Raw genomic sequence first — 18310 nt, forward strand, 5'->3', positions numbered from 1 at the left:
GGAGGTGAGGGCCATTTCCTTTTCCTTAGTGTCACCTACTAAGATGGATGGGCGTTGGGCCTTTAGCTCAGTTGGTAGAGCTACGGACTTTTAATCCGCAGGTCGCGGGTTCGAGCCCCGCAGGGCCCACAGAAAGAGCCGCCTTCGGGCGGCTCTTTTGCGTTGTAGGGTGGCCCACTCAGCAGGCCTTGCTCCTCTAGCTCTTCACGAGCTTCCGGATGGCCCGCATGGCCTCCTCTAGCTTCTCTGTGGCTACTTGCCCGTCCTCGGCGGTGGCTCCTGCCACGCAGTGCTCTATGTGGTCTTCTAGCAGCGCTAGGGAGACGTTCTCGAGCGCTGAGGTGACCGCGGAGATTTGCGTGATGATGTCGATGCAATATTGGTCTTCCGCAATCATGCGGTGGATGCCTCTGGTTTGGCCCTCGATGCGCTTGAGACGCGCTAAGTATTTTGCCTTCTGCTCGCTATCGGAGTTGTAGCCGTGAACGCCGGGCTCGTGGCAGGAGCAAGTATCGCGCTGGTCAGCCATGGTTTTCCGCCTTTCTGCCGGGGCGATTTGGTTAAGTAGGGATGTCTCCAGTATATTTTTACAAGGTTGCCTCAAGGCAACGGGCCCCCATCGTCTAGCGGCCTAGGACACCGCCCTTTCACGGCGGCGGCACGGGTTCGAATCCCGTTGGGGGTACCAACACTAACGTGTTGGTACATAAGTCAATATGTATGGCCCTGTGGCGCAGTTGGTTAGCGCGCCGCCCTGTCACGGCGGAGGTCGCGGGTTCAAGTCCCGTCAGGGTCGCCATACCAAGCCTCGGAGCGGTGTTTGTAGAAACGCGCTTCGGGGCTTGAATCGTTTTGCTTGGCGTAGCCCACTCAAGGCGGGGTGGGCTTAAGGGACATTTCGTGTGGATTTGCGGCGTGTCGCATTAAGGGACATTTCGTGTGGATTTAGGAGCGTCCGGCCCAGCCTTTTCTTATGCCTAAGCTGGGGTTCCATTCGTTGTCGATGCCGGTGTCGAATGTGGCAGGTCGCCCGTCTGGGTGGCCGCGTCGTTTGAGTTCTTCTTTTGCCCAGGCTGCGCGTGCTGCTTTTTCTCCTTGGCGTCCGAAGTCTTGTTGCTTGGCTAACTCCAGTGGCGCTACCGGGTCTTCGGTGTGGGTGTAGAGCCACCAGTCCATGGTGATGCGCTGATGCTCATCGAACATGCCACGATGGTTTCCTGCTAGGTCTTTGAGCTGTTTGTTGATGCCACCTTCCAGCAGGTTCGTGGTGGCTTTTAAATCCTGTGTGACACCTTCAGGCGGGTCAAGGAAGGTAAATAATTGTCCGGCGTGGATGAGCTTTTCTAGCCGTTTTAGAGCCCTGCGGGCGTTGCGGTGGGTGTACCACCATTTCTGGTTGGGGCTGACCCATTTCGGTACTTGGCCTGCTGGTATAGCACTGCGGTAGGTTCGCTCTTTAAGCCAATCAGCAAAGGTAATGCGGGTGTGGTGGACTGCAGCTGTAAACCGCGCAGCATCGTCGGGATTGCGTACTTGGACAAGCATGTAGCCCAGTTTCCGGATTGCTTTATGCGCTGGGTGAATCGGGTTGCGGCTGATATCAGCAAAAGTGTTGCGTTGGACGTGAACTAAGCAACGCTGGATGGTCACATCGGGCCATTTAATACGCAGTGCCTTGAGTGCTCCGCCTGCCCCGTCGGTGGTGACGATGAGTGGTTGCGCGATTTTGTCGAGCAGTTTCAGGTACTCGTATGAGCTTTCACGCAGGCACCAGTGCCAGGCGATGACGTGTGTTTCGGTGCAGGCTACCAGCAGGCATTTCTTGTGGAAGTAGGTGCCGTCGATAAAGACCTGGTCATAAACACGATAGGGGTCAGTAGACGTGGGCACGGTGATAAACCACAGCAGCTTGAACCACCGGGTCAAAGTCCGCCTTGTTACCCCAAGGCGTTTGGCTAAATGGTCTGCGGATTCGCCGGAAAGAATCCAGTCAATAAAGATTTTGAAGTGCCGAATCTCGCTGGTGTGTGCGCGGGTATTAATCGATGAAACGTTGCATTTAGGACACAACCAGCGCTGGGTTCCTGCCGCGGTTTTGCCGTTCTTAACCAGTCCGTGGCCGCACATGTCACACGACGGCCGATTCCTATTAGCCATAGGAATTGGCCTTACCGCACCAGCAGCAGTCCTCCTATCACAGACCTAGGACTATCCAGTGTTGATTTCACAGATCGGGCCGTTGGAACCGATTCAAAATCAAGATCACCGTATTATCCCAGGCTGCCCCGGGAATCCGTATCGGTTTATCCACACGAAATGTCCCTTAAGCCGCGGGGTGGGGGCCGATAGGTCTAGGTGCTGTGCGGCAGTCGCGTGGACGGTACTTCTTTACTCCTAAAAACCGTAGATGACATGCTGATTTGGTGTGTTTCTCAAGCTTTGTGTAGAGTACTTATTCGTGCCCAGCGCACAAGAGATAATTGAAAATGGCCCTGTGGCGCAGTTGGTTAGCGCGCCGCCCTGTCACGGCGGAGGTCGCGGGTTCAAGTCCCGTCAGGGTCGCCGAAGTCCTTGTGGCTTCTGGCCAGATAGCTCAGTCGGTAGAGCACACGCCTGAAAAGTGTGGGGTCGCCAGTTCGATCCTGGCTCTGGCCACAAGAAAGCCCCCTCCAGTAGTGGAGGGGGCTCTTTTGTTTCCTTGTTCCCCGGAGTTGCTCTAGTGGTCTGCTGCTTTTTGGTTTAATGGGCACCATGACTACTTCAGTTGCGCACCAAACCGATCGATCCCGCTTCGTCATCACCGTCGATGGCGAGGAAGCAGGCTTCGCTGAATACAGTGACTCCGCCACCACGCGCGAATTTACGCACACGGAAATTTTTGAGTCTTTTCAAGGCCAAGGCCTGTCCAAACCTCTGATTAAGGCGGCGTTGGATGATGACTCGACGGCAGGCCGCCAAGTCATCCCAACGTGCAGCGCCGTGGCGCGGTTTATTGAGAAGAACCCTGAATACCAGCGTCTGACTAACCGTGAGGGCAACCTCTAAATACGGAGTCGGCCGCCCTTAGATGTAGAAGTCTGGGTCCACCAGTTTGATGCGCTCATCCTTCTTGCGGGGACGGTTCTTAGCGGGAATACCCGTGGCGGTGTGATGAGGGGGTACATCCTTCGTCACCACGGCGTTAGCGCCTACCGCGGAGCCCTCACCGATGGTGATGGGGCCTAGTACCTTTGCGCCGGCGCCGATGGTCACGTTGTCCCCGATCGTTGGGTGGCGCTTTGTCTGCGTGAGAACCTGGCCGCCGAGCGTGACACCGTGGTAGAGCATAACGCCATCACCGATTTCGGCGGTCTCACCAATGACGATTCCCATTCCGTGGTCAATGAAGAAGCGCCGACCAATTGTGGCGCCGGGGTGGATCTCAATTCCGGTGAAGAAACGGTTCACCTGGGCCAAGATGCGTGCCGGCCCGCGCCAGCCACGCTTCCACATGCGGTGGGCAATGCGGTGCGCCCAAATGGCGTGGAGGCCGGAATAGACCACGGCGTTCTCAACGTCGCCGCGCGCGGCCGGATCATGCTCGCGCGCGTTGGCGAGGTCTTCACGAATCATCTTCAAGATGTGCATGCAAACCATCCTATCTAGAAAGAAAAAGCGCCCCCTAGCACAGAGGGCGCTTTTATTCGGGGTGCTCACCGCAGTGCGCTTTGCGACGCCCCGTGGAAAGCCACGCTGGGAACTCTAAGCCTCGCGGATGTCCTCGAAGAGGATGGTGGAGACATAACGCTCACCAAAGTCCGGGGCGACGACCACGATGGTCTTGCCCTTGAACTCCTCGCGTGCAGCCAGCTTGAGAGCAGCGGAGACGTTGGCGCCGGAGGAAATGCCGACGAGCAGGCCCTCCTCGGTGGCCAGCTTGCGGGCAGTGGAGACAGATTCCTCGGTGGTGGCGGTGAGAACCTCGTTGAGGATCTCGCGGTCCAGAACCTCCGGGACGAAGTTAGCGCCGATGCCCTGGATCTTGTGCGGGCCTGCCTTGCCCTCGGACAGGACGGGGGAGTCGGAGGGCTCTACAGCTACCAAGTAGGTATCCGGGTTCTGGGAGCGCAGGTAGCGACCAACGCCGGTGACGGTGCCGCCGGTGCCGACGCCGGCTACGAAAGCATCAACCTTGCCCTCGGCGTCCTCCCAGATCTCGGGGCCGGTGGTTGCCTCGTGGATCTTCGGGTTTGCTTCATTAGCGAACTGGGAAGCCAGGATCGCGTTGGGGGTTTCGGCAATAATTTCGTTGGCCTTCTCTACGGCACCCTTCATTCCGGCAGCGCCCGGGGTCAACACGATCTCAGCGCCATAAGCGCGCAGCAGCACCTTGCGCTCGTTAGACATGGTCTCCGGCATGGTCAGGATGACCTTGTAACCCTGGGCTGCGCCGACAAGCGCCAAGCCAATACCGGTGTTGCCGGAGGTGGCTTCAACGATGGTGCCGCCCGGCTTCAGCTCGCCGGCTTCTACGGCGGTGTCGACAATCGCCTTGGCGATGCGGTCCTTGACGGAATTTGCGGGGTTGAAGGACTCAACCTTCACGAGCACCTCGGCGCCGAGACCCTCGGTCAAACGGTTGAGGCGGACCAGCGGGGTTCCGCCGATGGTTTCTAGAATGTTGTCGTATACAGCCACGATGTGGACTCCTTGTAAATAACTTCCGATGTACAGCAGACACCTTACACCCCGCCACTAGACAAAGTGGTATATAAATTCTGAACAGAGCATTCGGGCATGATATGTGGGATTTGGGGTGACGGAGTAGGGCGCGGTGCGATTTAGAATTACCCCCGTCGGACGGTTATACTTCGCAAATAGTGTCCACCTACCCCCGTTTCAGGCGGGGAATGTGGGTGCACCTGCTGGTTACCCCCGAGTAAGAGAGAGCCTCATGGAGCCGCACCGACTCAAGGATGATGACGAAGCCGTACGCGCAGCGCTATCGTCGCTGAAGACCGCAACGGGAATTCCCGTTACGATGTACGGAACCTTGCTGCCGGATAATCGTTTGCAGATTACCCACTGGGTAGGTCTGCGCACCCCGGCCTTGCAGAACTTGGTGATTGACGCGAATGTGGGCGTCGGCGGGCGCGTTGTCAGCACTCGCCGCGCTGTAGGCGTATCCGATTACACCCGCGCCACGACGATTAGCCACGAGAACGACCGCTACATCCAGGATGAGGGACTGCACTCCATCGTGGCGGTGCCGGTGACTGTGCAGCGTGAGATCCGCGGCGTTCTTTATGTTGGTGTTCATTCGCCGGTCCGCTTGGGTGACAAGGTCATCGAGGAGGTCACCATGACCGCCCGCTGCCTCGAGCAGGATTTAGCGGTTAATTCCGCACTGCGCCGCGCCGATGGGGGCAAGGGTGGCGCCGCTCGCGGGCACGTGATGAACGGCGCCGAATGGGAGCAGGTGCGCTCGACGCACTCCAAGCTGCGAATGCTGGCTAACCGCGTCAACGATGAGGACCTCCGCAAGGAATTGGAAGCCCTCTGCGACCAGATGGTCTCCCCGGTGCGCGTGAAGCAGACCACCAAGTTGTCTGCGCGCGAGCTCGATGTTTTGTCTTGCGTGGCGTTGGGGCACACCAACGTTGAGGCGGCAGAGGAAATGGGCATCGGAGCCGAAACGGTGAAGTCTTATCTGCGTTCTGTCATGCGCAAACTGGGTGCCCACACCCGCTATGAAGCGGTCAATGCAGCCCGTCGTATCGGCGCGCTGCCCTGATTGTAGGTAAGTTGGGTGGGCGTGAAAGACCAATTTATTGTCTCCGGTGGGGCGCGCCTGCAGGGCACCGTCAAGGTGGACGGTGCCAAAAACAGTGTGCTGAAGCTGATGGCTGCGGCACTGTTGGCGGAGGGCACGACCACGCTGACCAACTGTCCTGAAATTCTTGACGTTCCCCTGATGCGCAAGGTCCTCGAGGGCCTTGGCTGCTCAGTGGAGATCGATGGCCACACAGTGCGCATCACCACTCCGGCCGAGCTGCACTCCAACGCGGACTTCGACGCCGTGCGGCAGTTCCGCGCGTCCGTGTGCGTGCTAGGTCCGCTGACGGCGCGGTGCGGTCATGCCAAGGTGGCTTTGCCGGGTGGCGATGCCATTGGCTCCCGCCCCTTGGACATGCACCAGTCCGGACTCGAAAAAATGGGGGCGAGCACGCGTATCGAGCACGGTGCCGTGGTAGCGGAGGTTGATCACCTCCGCGGTGCAAACATCAAGCTCGACTTCCCCTCTGTTGGCGCGACAGAAAATATTCTTACCGCTGCCGTGCTTGCCGACGGCGAAACTCAACTCCACAACGCCGCCCGTGAACCGGAAATCGTCGACCTGTGCCTGATGCTTAAGGAGATGGGTGCTGACATCACTGGTGAAGGAACGTCCACCATCACGATTCGCGGTGTGGACAAGCTCCAGCCGACAGAACACGAGGTCATCGGTGACCGAATCGTGGCTGGGACGTGGGCCTATGCCGCAGTCATGACCCGCGGAGATATTACGGTGGGCGGCATCGCTCCCAAGCACCTGCACCTGCCTTTGGAAAAGCTCAAGTCGGCCGGTGCCGATATTGAGGACTATGTCAACGGCTTCCGCGTGCGTATGGATGGGCGCCCCACCGCCGTGGACTACCAAACGCTGCCTTACCCGGGCTTTCCAACGGATCTCCAGCCCATCGCTATTGGATTGTCCGCGGTTGCGGAAGGTACTTCCATCATTACGGAGAACGTGTTCGAGTCCCGTTTCCGATTCGTCGATGAGATGTTGCGCCTCGGCGCTGACGCTCAGGTGGATGGCCACCATGTTGTCATTCGCGGCCAAGAGCGGTTGTCTTCAACGCATGTCTGGAGCTCCGACATTCGCGCGGGCGCCGGGTTGGTGCTCTCTGCACTCTGTGCCGATGAGACGACTACCGTCCACGATGTCTTCCACATCGATCGCGGCTATCCCAATTTTGTAGAGAACCTGCAAGCGCTGGGGGCGACCATCGAGCGCACTCAGGAGGAAGAGCTCTACTAGGCAGCAGTGCTTGGCGACGTCCCCAGGTAGTACAACGAAACGGTGTACTACCTGGGGATTTGTTGTTTGTTGGGGGTGTGCGTATATTTATCGGGGTCGCCGCGAGGTAGCCGTTTGGTTAACTGGTGGTAGATGTTCGGGCAATGGTTGTTCGGCGGGTTTGACTTTGGTTGAGCTTGTTGGGTAGGGTTGTTCGGGCCGCCGCAAGAGGGTTAACGTTTGGTTAATTTTTGTTGTGGTGTGCGGATGATGTTTGAGAACTCAATAGTGTGCCAATGTACTTTTTGTGTTGGTTGATTTTTATCATTTTGGCTGCGATACGCCGTATGCGTATCGCGGTTGGTGTATGCCGGATGGCGCTTTTCCTTTAAGCGGCGTCATTGTAAATAATATTAAGTTGTTTGGGCATATTGATTTAAATCTTCTAACTAGGCCAGCTCCCTTTTTTGCCCCGTCGGGTTGGGGGTTGGTTGGATTTTTTCTTTATGTAATTTTTGGATAGCCAGTCCGTGCTGTGCACGGTTTGGTTTGTCTGTTTGTTAGGTTTGGGCTTTTCACGGCCTTTTTTGTGGAGAGTTTGATCCTGGCTCAGGACGAACGCTGGCGGCGTGCTTAACACATGCAAGTCGAACGGAAAGGCCAGTGCTTGCACTGGTACTCGAGTGGCGAACGGGTGAGTAACACGTGGGTGATCTGCCTTGCACTCTGGGATAAGCTTGGGAAACTGGGTCTAATACCGGATATGAGCCGCTTTTAGTGTGGTGGTTGGAAAGTTTTTCGGTGCAAGATGAGCTCGCGGCCTATCAGCTTGTTGGTGGGGTAATGGCCTACCAAGGCGTCGACGGGTAGCCGGCCTGAGAGGGTGTACGGCCACATTGGGACTGAGATACGGCCCAGACTCCTACGGGAGGCAGCAGTGGGGAATATTGCACAATGGGCGGAAGCCTGATGCAGCGACGCCGCGTGGGGGATGACGGCCTTCGGGTTGTAAACTCCTTTCGACAGGGACGAAGCTTTTTGTGACGGTACCTGTATAAGAAGCACCGGCTAACTACGTGCCAGCAGCCGCGGTAATACGTAGGGTGCGAGCGTTGTCCGGAATTACTGGGCGTAAAGAGCTCGTAGGTGGTTTGTCGCGTCGTCTGTGAAATTCCGGGGCTTAACTTCGGGCGTGCAGGCGATACGGGCATAACTTGAGTGCTGTAGGGGAGACTGGAATTCCTGGTGTAGCGGTGAAATGCGCAGATATCAGGAGGAACACCGATGGCGAAGGCAGGTCTCTGGGCAGTTACTGACGCTGAGGAGCGAAAGCATGGGTAGCAAACAGGATTAGATACCCTGGTAGTCCATGCCGTAAACGGTGGGCGCTAGGTGTAGGGGGCTTCCACGTCTTCTGTGCCGTAGCTAACGCATTAAGCGCCCCGCCTGGGGAGTACGGCCGCAAGGCTAAAACTCAAAGGAATTGACGGGGGCCCGCACAAGCGGCGGAGCATGTGGATTAATTCGATGCAACGCGAAGAACCTTACCTGGGCTTGACATACACTAGATTGCTGCAGAGATGTAGTGTCCCTTGTGGCTGGTGTACAGGTGGTGCATGGTTGTCGTCAGCTCGTGTCGTGAGATGTTGGGTTAAGTCCCGCAACGAGCGCAACCCTTGTCTTATGTTGCCAGCATTTGGTTGGGGACTCATGAGAGACTGCCGGGGTTAACTCGGAGGAAGGTGGGGATGACGTCAAATCATCATGCCCCTTATGTCCAGGGCTTCACACATGCTACAATGGTCGGTACAACGCGCAGCGACACTGTGAGGTGGAGCGAATCGCTGAAAGCCGGCCTTAGTTCGGATTGGGGTCTGCAACTCGACCCCATGAAGTCGGAGTCGCTAGTAATCGCAGATCAGCAACGCTGCGGTGAATACGTTCCCGGGCCTTGTACACACCGCCCGTCACGTCATGAAAGTTGGTAACACCCGAAGCCAGTGGCCTAAACTTGTTAGGGAGCTGTCGAAGGTGGGATCGGCGATTGGGACGAAGTCGTAACAAGGTACCCGTACCGGAAGGTGCGGGTGGATCACCTCCTTTCTAAGGAGCATATTTTTTGGCACCAGTTGGTGTCTTTTAGCCGCACTTTTGTTGTGTGGCTGGTGGTTGAGTGAACAAACGTTTTACTGCCACCGCATAATAATCGGGTGGAGATACATCTTAACTGGGATGATGGATTAGCTAACGCGTTGAAGAGTACTTGGTGCATTGTTGGGTGTCTGGGGCATTGTTCCCTGGTTGTAACCCGCACGAGTTTCAGCAGTCAGGTTGGATGACTTCTTGGTTGTTTAAGTTGTGTGGGGTGTTGTGTGAGAACTGTATAGTGGACGCGAGCATTAAACCATGTGCTTGTTACTGTCACTTTTTGTGTGGTGGCAATGTGTGTGGTTTGTGTGATTTCTTTGTTCTTTTTGTGTTTTGTGTGTTCACACCAGCATGATTTTGCTGCTGCCATGTTTGTGGTGGTGGTTGTTGTGTTGGTTGTGTGTTCGTTATTTAGGGCGCATGGTGGATGCCTTGGCATGCTGAGCCGATGAAGGACGTGTAAGGCTGCGTTAAGCCTCGGGGAGTTGTCAATAAAGCGTTGATCCGAGGATGTCCGAATGGGGAAACCTGGCACCTGTTATGGGGTGTTACCCTTCAGTGAATTCATAGCTGTTGTGGGGGTTTACGCGGGGAAGTGAAACATCTCAGTACCCGTAGGAGAAGAAAATAAATAATGATTCTGCTAGTAGTGGCGAACGAACGTGGATGAGGCTAAACCGTGTGCATGTGATACTTGGTAGGGGTTGTGTGTGCGGTGTTGTGGGCCCCAGCGTGCGGTGACTACCATCATCGTGCTTGTGTGTTGTTGTTAGGTGAAGTGGTGTGGAAACGCCTACCGTAGAGGGTGATAGTCCCGTAGTTGAAGGCTTCAATGTGCAAGTTGTTGGGTTGCCCGAGTAGCAGCGGGCTCGTGGAATCTGCTGTGAATCTGCCGGGACCACCCGGTAAGCCTAAATACTCAGTGTGACCGATAGTGTATTAGTACCGTGAGGGAATGGTGAAAAGTACCCCGGGAGGGGAGTGAAATAGTTCCTGAAACCATGTGCTTACAATCCGTCAGAGCACTTTTTATTGTGTGATGGCGTGCCTTTTGAAGAATGAGCCTGCGAGTCAGCGGCATGTCGCGAGGTTAACCCGTGTGGGGTAGCCGTAGGGAAACCGAATCCTAATGGGGTGTTTTAGTGGCATGTCCTGGACCCGAAGCGGGGTGATCTACCCATGGCCAGTGTGAAGCAGTAGTAAGATGCTGTGGAGGCGCGAACCCACGTAGGTTGAAAACTGCGGGGATGAGTTGTGGGTAGGGGTGAAAGGCCAATCAAACTCCGTGATAGCTGGTTCTCCCCGAAATGCATTTAGGTGCAGCGTCGCATTAGCTTGGTGGAGGTAGAGCTACTGGTTGGTTGAGCGGGACTACAATCTTAGCAATGTCAGCCAAACTCCGAATGCCATCAATTGTGTTGTGCGGCAGTGAGACTGTGGGGGATAAGCTTCATAGTCGAGAGGGAAACAGCCCAGATCGCCGGTTAAGGCCCCTAAGGGTGTGCTAAGTGGAAAAGGATGTGGGATCGCGAAGACAGCCAGGAGGTTGGCTTAGAAGCAGCCATCCTTGAAAGAGTGCGTAATAGCTCACTGGTCGAGTGGTCCTGCGCCGACAATGTAGTGGGGCTCAAGCACACCGCCGAAGCCGCGGCAAACTTTTTGTTTGGGTAGGGGAGCGTCGTGCATGTGTTGAAGCGTTACCGTAAGGAGGCGTGGAGTGTGTGCGAGTGAGAATGCAGGCATGAGTAACGAATTGGAAGGTGAGAATCCTTCCCGCCGGATGACTAAGGGTTCCTGGGTCAAGTTCGTCTTCCCAGGGTGAGTCGGGACCTAAGGCGAGGCCGACAGGCGTAGTCGATGGACAACCAGTTGATATTCTGGTACCCGTATATCCGCGCCCATGATAAAGCACTGATACTAACCACCGCGGATACGAATTGTGCACTCTTTGAGTGTGTGGTTTGTTGATGTCGTGGGGCCTGATGTGTGGTTCAAGTGATGGGGTGACACAGTGTAGTAGCCATGCCGCTTAGTGGATTGTTGGTGTAAGCGTGTGAGGTGGTGTGTAGGCAAATCCGCACACCGTGTAAGCCTGAGGCGTGATGCGTAGCCCTTGTTGGGGTGAAGTTGGTGATCTAGTACTGTCGAGAAAAGCCTCTAGCGATGTGGATGTATGGCCCGTACCCTAAACCGACACAGGTGGTCAGGTTGAAAATACTAAGGCGTTCGGGTGAACTGTGGTTAAGGAACTCGGCAAAATGCCCCCGTAACTTCGGGAGAAGGGGAACCACACGACTTAAACACTCCTTGCGAGTGTGGTGGGTTGTGGGGTCGCAGAGAATAGAGGGAAGCGACTGTTTATCAAAAACACAGGTCCATGCGAAGACGTTAAGTTGATGTATATGGACTGACGCCTGCCCGGTGCTGGAAGGTTAAGAGGACCGGTTAGTCACCTTTGGTGGCGAAGCTGAGAATTTAAGCCCCAGTAAACGGCGGTGGTAACTATAACCATCCTAAGGTAGCGAAATTCCTTGTCGGGTAAGTTCCGACCTGCACGAATGGCGTAACGACTTCTCTGCTGTCTCAACCACAGGCCCGGTGAAATTGCACTACGAGTAAAGATGCTCGTTACGCGCGGCAGGACGAAAAGACCCCGGGACCTTCACTATAGCTTGGTATTGGTGTTCGGTTCGGTTTGTGTAGGATAGGTGGGAGACTATGAAGCGGCCACGCTAGTGGTTGTGGAGTCGTTGTTGAAATACCACTCTGATCGGATTGGATGTCTAACCTTGGCCCATGATCTGGGTTGGGGACAGTGCCTGGTGGGTAGTTTAACTGGGGCGGTTGCCTCCCAAAATGTAACGGAGGCGCCCAAAGGTTCCCTCAGCCTGGTTGGCAATCAGGTGGTGAGTGTAAGTGCACAAGGGAGCTTGACTGTGAGACAGACATGTCGAACAGGGACGAAAGTCGGGACTAGTGATCCGGCACCTACTTGTGGATGTGGTGTCGCTCAACGGATAAAAGGTACCCCGGGGATAACAGGCTGATCTTCCCCAAGAGTCCATATCGACGGGATGGTTTGGCACCTCGATGTCGGCTCGTCGCATCCTGGGGCTGGAGTAGGTCCCAAGGGTTGGGCTGTTCGCCCATTAAAGCGGCACGCGAGCTGGGTTCAGAACGTCGTGAGACAGTTCGGTCTCTATCCGCCGCGCGCGTTGAAACTTGAAGAAGGCTGTCCCTAGTACGAGAGGACCGGGACGGACGTACCTCTAGTGTGCCAGTTGTTCCGCCAGGAGCATCGCTGGTTGGCTACGTACGGAAGGGATAACCGCTGAAAGCATCTAAGCGGGAAGCCTGTTTTAAGATGAGGTTTCACTTGAGGTCCCCCAAAGACGATGGGGTTGATAGGCCAGACCTGGAAGCACTGTAAAGTGTGGAGGCTACTGGTACTAATAGACCAAAACAAACACACACACCCTCGAAATATCGAGAGTGTGTAAACAACAAGACATGACAAACAATTAATCACTGTCGCTTGCGTCCACTACACAGTATCTGACACAACACACGTCAACCAGCCGTTGCCCTGTGTGTTTGTCGGTGGCCTATAGCAGCAGGGAAACGCCCGGTCCCATTCCGAACCCGGAAGCTAAGCCTGCTAACGCTGATGGTACTGCAACCGGGAGGTTGTGGGAGAGTAAGAAACCGCCGACACCAAACAAAACAAACAACTAAATACAAGGTCGAAGGACCAAGACTTATTCAGTCTTGGTCCTTCAATTCGTTTTACAACCATTGTGTGTTGCAATTTAAGGGTCCATTTCTGATTGCGCACGAACCACCCGAGACGTTGCGTATATCGATACCTGGAGCTAGGGCCCGGCCCCCGGAAAGTAGACACCATGGGGTGGTGAAATTGTGGGGCTTACTTTAGCGCATTGTTACGCTGCGTGGGCTTCGTACTCTGTGGGGGTGAGGTACTTGCACCAGGAGTGTCTTCGGCTGGTGTTGTAGCGCACGCACCATGCGAAGACGTCTCGTCGGCAGACGAGCTGGTTGGCAAAGACTTTCTTGTCTTTGAGGACCTCTCGTTTCAGGGTGGCGTTAAACGACTCTGCCAGCGAGTTGTCGGCACTGGTGCCAACTGCGCCCATGGATTGGGTGACGTTGAGCCTGCGGCAGGTGGCCTGAAACTGCGATGAGGCATAGACACTTCCGTGGTCCGAATGAAAGATCGCCCCGGCAAGACTCCCGCGGGTGTGGTGCGCGTGCTCGAGCGCTTCCTCGACGAGTTCGGTGCGCATGTGGTCGGCGATGGCAAAGCCGACGAGCATCCGTGAATAGCAGTCAATTACTGAAGCGAGATACATATTCGACCCGTCCGCGATCGGCAGATAGGTGATATCGCCAACTAGCACCCTATTTGCAGCCGGAGCCGTGAAATCTCGCTTGACCAGGTCGGCAAACACCACGCGGCCAGGCCCACGCCTGGTGGTGGTGACCTTGCGTTTTTTGGTGTAGCCACGCAGGCGAAGCTTCTTCATGATCCGGGCGATGCGCTTATGGTTGACCGGCCCATTGTCGTTGTAGGCGTCGTTATAGGTCAGCTCTGCCGCGATGCGTTTGGCACCGTAGAGCTGGTCTTTCTCGTTAAAGACCGCCTTGATCTTCGCCCCTAGCATGGCATCGTCAATTAGCCGGCGGTGCCGTTGGGCGCTGCTGGCTTTCCATTTGTAGTAAGAGCTGCGATTGAGCCCAAGGACGGTGCACATCCGCTTGACCGAGTACTCGGTGCGGTGGTCCTCGACAAACTGGAAGCGGATCACCAGTGTGTCTCTTCCATGAAATATTTGGCCGCCTTGCGCAAGATATCGCGTTCTTCTTTCAGCCTGGCGTTTTCTTGCTGCAGTTGGCGTATCTTTTCTGCATCCGTGAGTTGCTTGGCATGATCAGCACGTGCAACCGGTGGCCTCTGGGTCTTTGCACCGGTGCCGTACGTATCGACCCACGTGCGAAGCGTGGTGCGGTAGATCCCTAAATCTTCGGCTGCGGCCTTGAGCGAGAGATGTGGATCGTTCTCGTACATCGCGACTGCGTCGCGCTTGAACTGATCCGAATAAACCTTCCTAGGCATGGAGGTAGATTACCTTTCCCCGACCCAACACGGTCGGAATCGGAGGTGTCTACCAAACAGGGGGCAGGTCCCCTACACACCCGGCCGCAACCTCAACAAAGAGCAAATCACCAGACTCGCTCACTGCCAATGGTGTCAAAAAGCACAAAGCATTGTCATCCTCGGCAAATCATCCGTCGGCAAAACATACCTGGCCCAAGCACTCCTTACCGCTGCGTGCAGAAACGACTATTCTGCCCGTTTCTTCCGCACAGACACCCTGGCCAATCAGCTGATGGTGCTACGCCATGATGACACAGCACGCATGGAGTTTCTTCAAGACTTACACCTGGCAGACGTACTCGTGCTTGATGACTTCTTAACAACGCCGATTGATGCTGCCACAGCACACCAGCTGCTCAACATTCTTGCTGAGCGCGAACACCGGAGATCAACCATTGTCACCTCCCAGTTCACACCCGATGAGTGGTACAAGTCCATCCCGGATGCTGTCATCGCCGAGTCGATCCTGAATCGGCTTGTCGTTGGCGCTGAGATCATCACACTCGAAGGACCAAACATGCGCCTCGAAGCCAATACGCAGTAGCGGCTCATAGTCAACGCCCGGGTGTTACCCGATACTCACCCGGGCGTTACTGAATACTCACCACAGCGTTACTAAATCCGTGGTCCTAACAGCTATCGCGTCCCCATTCGTGGCCATGTCTCAGTCGTTTAGCAAGCAGGCGAATACGCTCTGGTACGAGATTTTCGATGTCGTCAAAGCCAACTCGCTGGTGGACTACTCGGGGCCGACTCCTGCGGATAACGTGATGGAACGGCTACTTCAGGCACGCTCATAGTTATTGGCGTAGTGCGGGTGCAGTGTGGGCGTAGATGACGACCACTGCAATCAAGGCGATACAGACGGCGAAGGGTGCCAGCGGGTTCCACCCGTAAAGGGCGGTCGAAGCCAGCGGGGCAATCGCGTACGCCAACCCATTATTAGCGTTGATGATGCCAGCCACTGCGCCTTGCTCATCTGCACTCATCTTCAAGGTTGGGCCAGTGTTGTACCCGGGCATCGCCAGTCCCATACCTACCCCCAGCACGATACACCCGACAACCAGTAAAGCGTGCGAGGAGGTAGGCCAAATGAGCACAGTTGCAACTAGTGTAATGGCCAGACCAGTACGTAAAAGCTTCGCTGCTCCCCACCCTGTCTTTGGAGCAATCACCGCTTGGGCAATGATCATGGTCACGCCCATGATGGTCAGGTAAATCGCGGAAATACCTGCGGTCGCAGTTGCCGACAGGGCGAAGCGGTCTTGGACAGTGAATCCAAAAATCGTAGCAACAGAAGAAAACACAAGAAACATCACCAGACCAGTTGCTAGCCAGGGAGCTACACGCGGATCAGTGAAGCGAATCCGTTGAGGCTTTGCAAAAAGTTGCCCTCGGCTTTGAGGTGCGAAACTCACCAAGAGAACAACCAGACCAATCACCATCACAACGGGCATGACCACCAAGGGCAAGAGCAGGCCACCAGCAGCGGCTAACACACCTCCAGTAACACCTCCAACAATGGAGGCCATCCCTTGAGCCGCTCCAATCATGCCCAGTGCTTTTACCCGCCCGTTCTCGCTGGCAGCATGCGTGACCAGGTGGGCTTGCGCGGTCGGGGCGATCGCTGAAATCCCTCCACCATAGAGCAAACCACGAGTGATCACAACACCAAAAACTAGTCCGACACCGCCAACTACCTGGTTCATCCCCAGGTAGGAGACAATACCGAAGGCGCTCAAAGCGATGATCGCGATCACAAGCCCAGCAGCGAGTACACGTTTAGCGCCGACACGTTGGGAAGCTCGCCCCCAATAAGCACTCAAGCTCGCTAGTACAATCGCTGCCAAAGAGATAGTGGCGCCAATATGCCATTCCCGCAATCCCATCTGTCGTGACAGTGGCGCGATGATCGGATTGAGAATCATTTGCCCCATAAAGGCGAGAAAAACGATTCCCACTACCAGGTTCGCTTGCGCTCCTGGATCAATAGAGCTCTGTGTCGGCTTATTACTACGAGGGTCGGGCATCACTACACTCCATTACTAGAACACTGTTTCACTTAGGGATATTGTAGAATGGTGTTCTAGTAAGGGTCAAGGAATAAGTTAGGGTCACCTTATGAACACTGTGCTAACGGGGCGAAGGGCTGGGCTATCACGCGAGCTGATTGTCAAACAAGCTGTACAGTTAAGCGCGATCAGTGGCGTTGAGGGATGGTCAGTACGGGACATTGCCCGTGAACTGGGCGTGGTTCCCTCAGTGATTTATCATTATTTTCCAAACAAGGAAGCCATTTGTGATGCTGTTGTAGACCGGGTATGTGTCGGGATTGAAGTTCCCGACCCGGACCTTGAATGGAAAGCCTGGTTTCGAGCTATGGCTCACAATCTACGCCCCGCATTGTTAGCATATCCGGGGATTACCGACAGGTTCGCGCGGGGCAAGTTCACCGAACAGTTTTTGCCGATGATCGATGGAGCCTGGGCCAAACTACAAGAAGCTGGGTTTGGTGACAATTCGCCTGTGGCCTACACAATTATCGCGAACTCGATCATCCACACGATCGGAGCGAGAAACCTGCGCGCATCCAATCAAATCCAGCCTCGCCACAACCTGCACGAAATGCTTGTCAGGCTTGAGCCTATGATGGCTCAATCTGTTGGACTGACCAGTATTGTCAACTCTTACCTGGAGCCTCTCTCACACCCTGATGAAGAAGAAGCGATGTCCGAGGAATACTACGACCTCGTCATCGATGTGATCCTAGACGGCATCGAACACACCCTGCTGCCTTAACTCTGACCCACTTCTCAATCATCGTCTTAGTGAGCGCCCGCACAGCTGTGTACTTCAACACAGCGGATGTAGCCCAGTTGATAAGCCGGGTCAGTTCACGTTCACCCCTCGCGTTATCATGGTCACGGAGACGGTTAAGTAGTTCTTCCTGATACGGATTATTCATGGTGTGCCCTTCATCCAGGTATGGGTAAAGGGGGTCAAGGCACACACCCTGACCCCCTTCGCTGCCTGCTACGGGCTAGCGTCTACTCGGTAGCACCCGCCGTGGTCGGCTCCACCACATCCTGTTCAGCCGTCGCCAGCACCTCCGGGCGGAACACGGAACCGCCGTACACCTGGAGGCCCGTAATCGCACGGGTGAAACGGAACGGCAGCATGGACGATTCCGCCACCTCCGTGATCTGGTAGCCGAACGGGGTAGCCATCGGGTGGCCCGCAATGACCACCTCACGGCCCGCCACCGTCGGCACCGTCGGCGCGGAAATGATGCGGAACCCGAGCAGGCGACCAATCTCACCGTTCAAGAGATTGCTGTTGTTCACTGCCTTGTCCAGGCGCTCGTCGTACAGCAACGCCGATTCCATCTCCGGGCCAACCATCACGAAACGGTCAGTCTTCGGAACCGAAGTGGCGTTGAGTTTCTTACGCAGCACCACCAGCGTCTTGTACGCGTCCTTCTTCTCAATGTCGAGCGGGAGGGTGCCCACCTTGTTGGAGTTCTTCACTCCGTCCTTCATGAGCTTGCCGATGTAGGTATCGACCTGCTCGGACATGCCTTCCTCTGCCTCGCTGACTGCCTCCGGCTTCACGTCTAGAGCAGACTGGACGGAAGATACCAGCGGAATCTTGAAGTTGAAGTAGTCGCCCTGGTCGGTCTTGAACTTACGCTCTCCGAACTCGACATCTTCAACAATCATGTCTTCGGACTCGTCGTACTTACGGATGGTGGGACGGCTAAGGTTGGTGACAACAACCTCGTCACCCTTACCGCGGATTTCGCCCTCAAAGTCGCAGTTCGTCACACCCTCCTGCGCGAATGCCCAGGTCTGACGGAGCGGCTGCATGAGCGCAGACGCGACAATCGGGCCGATTACCGGATCCCAGTTCTTGTGGGACTGTGGAGTTGCCATAGTGCGTTCCTC

Annotated in this window: 13 protein-coding genes, 5 tRNA genes and 3 rRNA genes; 14 read left to right on the forward strand and 7 right to left on the reverse strand. The window is 55.6% G+C overall.

Annotated features, from left to right (window positions below; all coding sequences use genetic code 11):
• Nucleotides 1-56: 56 nt before the first annotated feature.
• Nucleotides 57-129, forward strand: a tRNA-Lys gene (locus HWX44_RS04225).
• 67 nt (nt 130-196) lie between these two features.
• On the opposite strand, the gene HWX44_RS04230 is transcribed toward HWX44_RS04225, so the two are convergent.
• Nucleotides 197-529, reverse strand: a complete 333-nt coding sequence (locus HWX44_RS04230) for a metal-sensitive transcriptional regulator (RefSeq protein ID WP_175973341.1) — start codon at nt 527-529, stop codon at nt 197-199.
• 83 nt (nt 530-612) lie between these two features.
• Between HWX44_RS04230 and HWX44_RS04235 the strand changes: the two genes are divergently transcribed.
• Nucleotides 613-688, forward strand: a tRNA-Glu gene (locus HWX44_RS04235).
• Between the two features lie 34 nt (nt 689-722).
• Nucleotides 723-799, forward strand: a tRNA-Asp gene (locus HWX44_RS04240).
• Nucleotides 800-945: 146 nt separating this feature from the next.
• On the opposite strand, the gene HWX44_RS04245 is transcribed toward HWX44_RS04240, so the two are convergent.
• Nucleotides 946-2157 carry an IS1249 family transposase gene (locus HWX44_RS04245; protein WP_065422035.1) on the reverse strand — a complete coding sequence of 404 codons (1212 nt, stop codon included), beginning with the start codon at nt 2155-2157 and terminating at the stop codon, nt 946-948.
• A gap of 331 nt (nt 2158-2488) precedes the next feature.
• Between HWX44_RS04245 and HWX44_RS04250 the strand changes: the two genes are divergently transcribed.
• From HWX44_RS04250 to HWX44_RS04260, 3 genes are all read left to right on the forward strand, one after another.
• A tRNA-Asp gene (locus HWX44_RS04250) sits at nt 2489-2562 on the forward strand.
• A 20-nt stretch (nt 2563-2582) separates the two neighbouring features.
• Nucleotides 2583-2655, forward strand: a tRNA-Phe gene (locus HWX44_RS04255).
• Between the two features lie 87 nt (nt 2656-2742).
• Nucleotides 2743-3045, forward strand: a complete 303-nt coding sequence (locus HWX44_RS04260; RefSeq protein ID WP_144013963.1) for a GNAT family N-acetyltransferase — start codon at nt 2743-2745, stop codon at nt 3043-3045.
• 18 nt (nt 3046-3063) lie between these two features.
• On the opposite strand, the gene epsC is transcribed toward HWX44_RS04260, so the two are convergent.
• Complete coding sequence (gene epsC / locus HWX44_RS04265) at nt 3064-3627, reverse strand: serine O-acetyltransferase EpsC (protein WP_118779504.1); 564 nt, start codon at nt 3625-3627, stop codon at nt 3064-3066.
• Nucleotides 3628-3741: 114 nt separating this feature from the next.
• On the reverse strand, nt 3742-4680 hold the full coding sequence (cysK, locus tag HWX44_RS04270) for a cysteine synthase A (protein ID WP_175973585.1): 939 nt from the start codon (nt 4678-4680) through the stop codon (nt 3742-3744).
• A 253-nt stretch (nt 4681-4933) separates the two neighbouring features.
• Here cysK and ramA point away from each other — a divergent pair, with 253 nt between their 5' ends.
• The 5 genes from ramA to rrf all read left to right on the forward strand — a co-directional run bounded on the left by ramA (nt 4934) and on the right by rrf (nt 12904).
• Nucleotides 4934-5773, forward strand: a complete 840-nt coding sequence (ramA, locus tag HWX44_RS04275) for an acetate metabolism transcriptional regulator RamA (protein WP_046649294.1) — start codon at nt 4934-4936, stop codon at nt 5771-5773.
• Between the two features lie 21 nt (nt 5774-5794).
• Nucleotides 5795-7063, forward strand: coding sequence for a UDP-N-acetylglucosamine 1-carboxyvinyltransferase (murA, locus tag HWX44_RS04280; protein ID WP_175973343.1), 1269 nt, complete (start codon nt 5795-5797; stop codon nt 7061-7063).
• Between the two features lie 565 nt (nt 7064-7628).
• Nucleotides 7629-9145: ribosomal RNA gene (locus HWX44_RS04285) — 16S ribosomal RNA — on the forward strand.
• 445 nt (nt 9146-9590) lie between these two features.
• Nucleotides 9591-12662: ribosomal RNA gene (locus tag HWX44_RS04290) — 23S ribosomal RNA — on the forward strand.
• 124 nt (nt 12663-12786) lie between these two features.
• A 5S ribosomal RNA gene (gene rrf / locus HWX44_RS04295) occupies nt 12787-12904 on the forward strand.
• Together the 16S, 23S and 5S rRNA genes form the textbook arrangement of a ribosomal RNA operon.
• Before the next feature lie 227 nt (nt 12905-13131).
• Here the strand turns inward: rrf and HWX44_RS04300 are convergent.
• Nucleotides 13132-14324, reverse strand: a protein-coding gene (locus HWX44_RS04300) for an IS3 family transposase (RefSeq protein WP_118779520.1) whose coding sequence is annotated in 2 segments (ribosomal slippage) — nt 13132-14036 and nt 14036-14324 — 1194 coding nt in all. Because the reading frame shifts where the segments join, the coding sequence is not laid out codon by codon here.
• On the opposite strand from HWX44_RS04300, the gene HWX44_RS04305 reads away from it, so the two are divergent.
• Both HWX44_RS04305 and HWX44_RS04310 read left to right on the forward strand, forming a co-directional pair.
• Complete coding sequence (locus HWX44_RS04305) at nt 14323-14910, forward strand: ATP-binding protein (RefSeq protein ID WP_083298964.1); 588 nt, start codon at nt 14323-14325, stop codon at nt 14908-14910. The two genes, HWX44_RS04300 and HWX44_RS04305, sit on opposite strands and share 2 nt — an antisense overlap.
• 115 nt (nt 14911-15025) lie before the next feature.
• Nucleotides 15026-15166 carry a hypothetical protein gene (locus HWX44_RS04310; RefSeq protein WP_232745367.1) on the forward strand — a complete coding sequence of 47 codons (141 nt, stop codon included), beginning with the start codon at nt 15026-15028 and terminating at the stop codon, nt 15164-15166.
• Here the strand turns inward: HWX44_RS04310 and HWX44_RS04315 are convergent, their stop codons facing one another.
• Nucleotides 15167-16396, reverse strand: coding sequence for an MFS transporter (locus tag HWX44_RS04315; protein WP_070495012.1), 1230 nt, complete (start codon nt 16394-16396; stop codon nt 15167-15169).
• Between the two features lie 91 nt (nt 16397-16487).
• Between HWX44_RS04315 and HWX44_RS13185 the strand changes: the two genes are divergently transcribed.
• Nucleotides 16488-17165: a TetR/AcrR family transcriptional regulator gene (locus tag HWX44_RS13185; RefSeq protein ID WP_070462451.1), complete on the forward strand. Its 678-nt coding sequence runs from the start codon at nt 16488-16490 to the stop codon at nt 17163-17165.
• A gap of 248 nt (nt 17166-17413) precedes the next feature.
• On the opposite strand, the gene HWX44_RS04325 is transcribed toward HWX44_RS13185, so the two are convergent.
• Nucleotides 17414-18298, reverse strand: a complete 885-nt coding sequence (locus tag HWX44_RS04325) for a hypothetical protein (protein WP_070529834.1) — start codon at nt 18296-18298, stop codon at nt 17414-17416.
• Between the last annotated feature and the right edge of the window lie 12 nt (nt 18299-18310).

The sequence above is a fragment of the Corynebacterium sp. Marseille-Q2823 genome (assembly GCF_903645345.1).
Classification (GTDB): domain Bacteria; phylum Actinomycetota; class Actinomycetes; order Mycobacteriales; family Mycobacteriaceae; genus Corynebacterium; species Corynebacterium hiratae.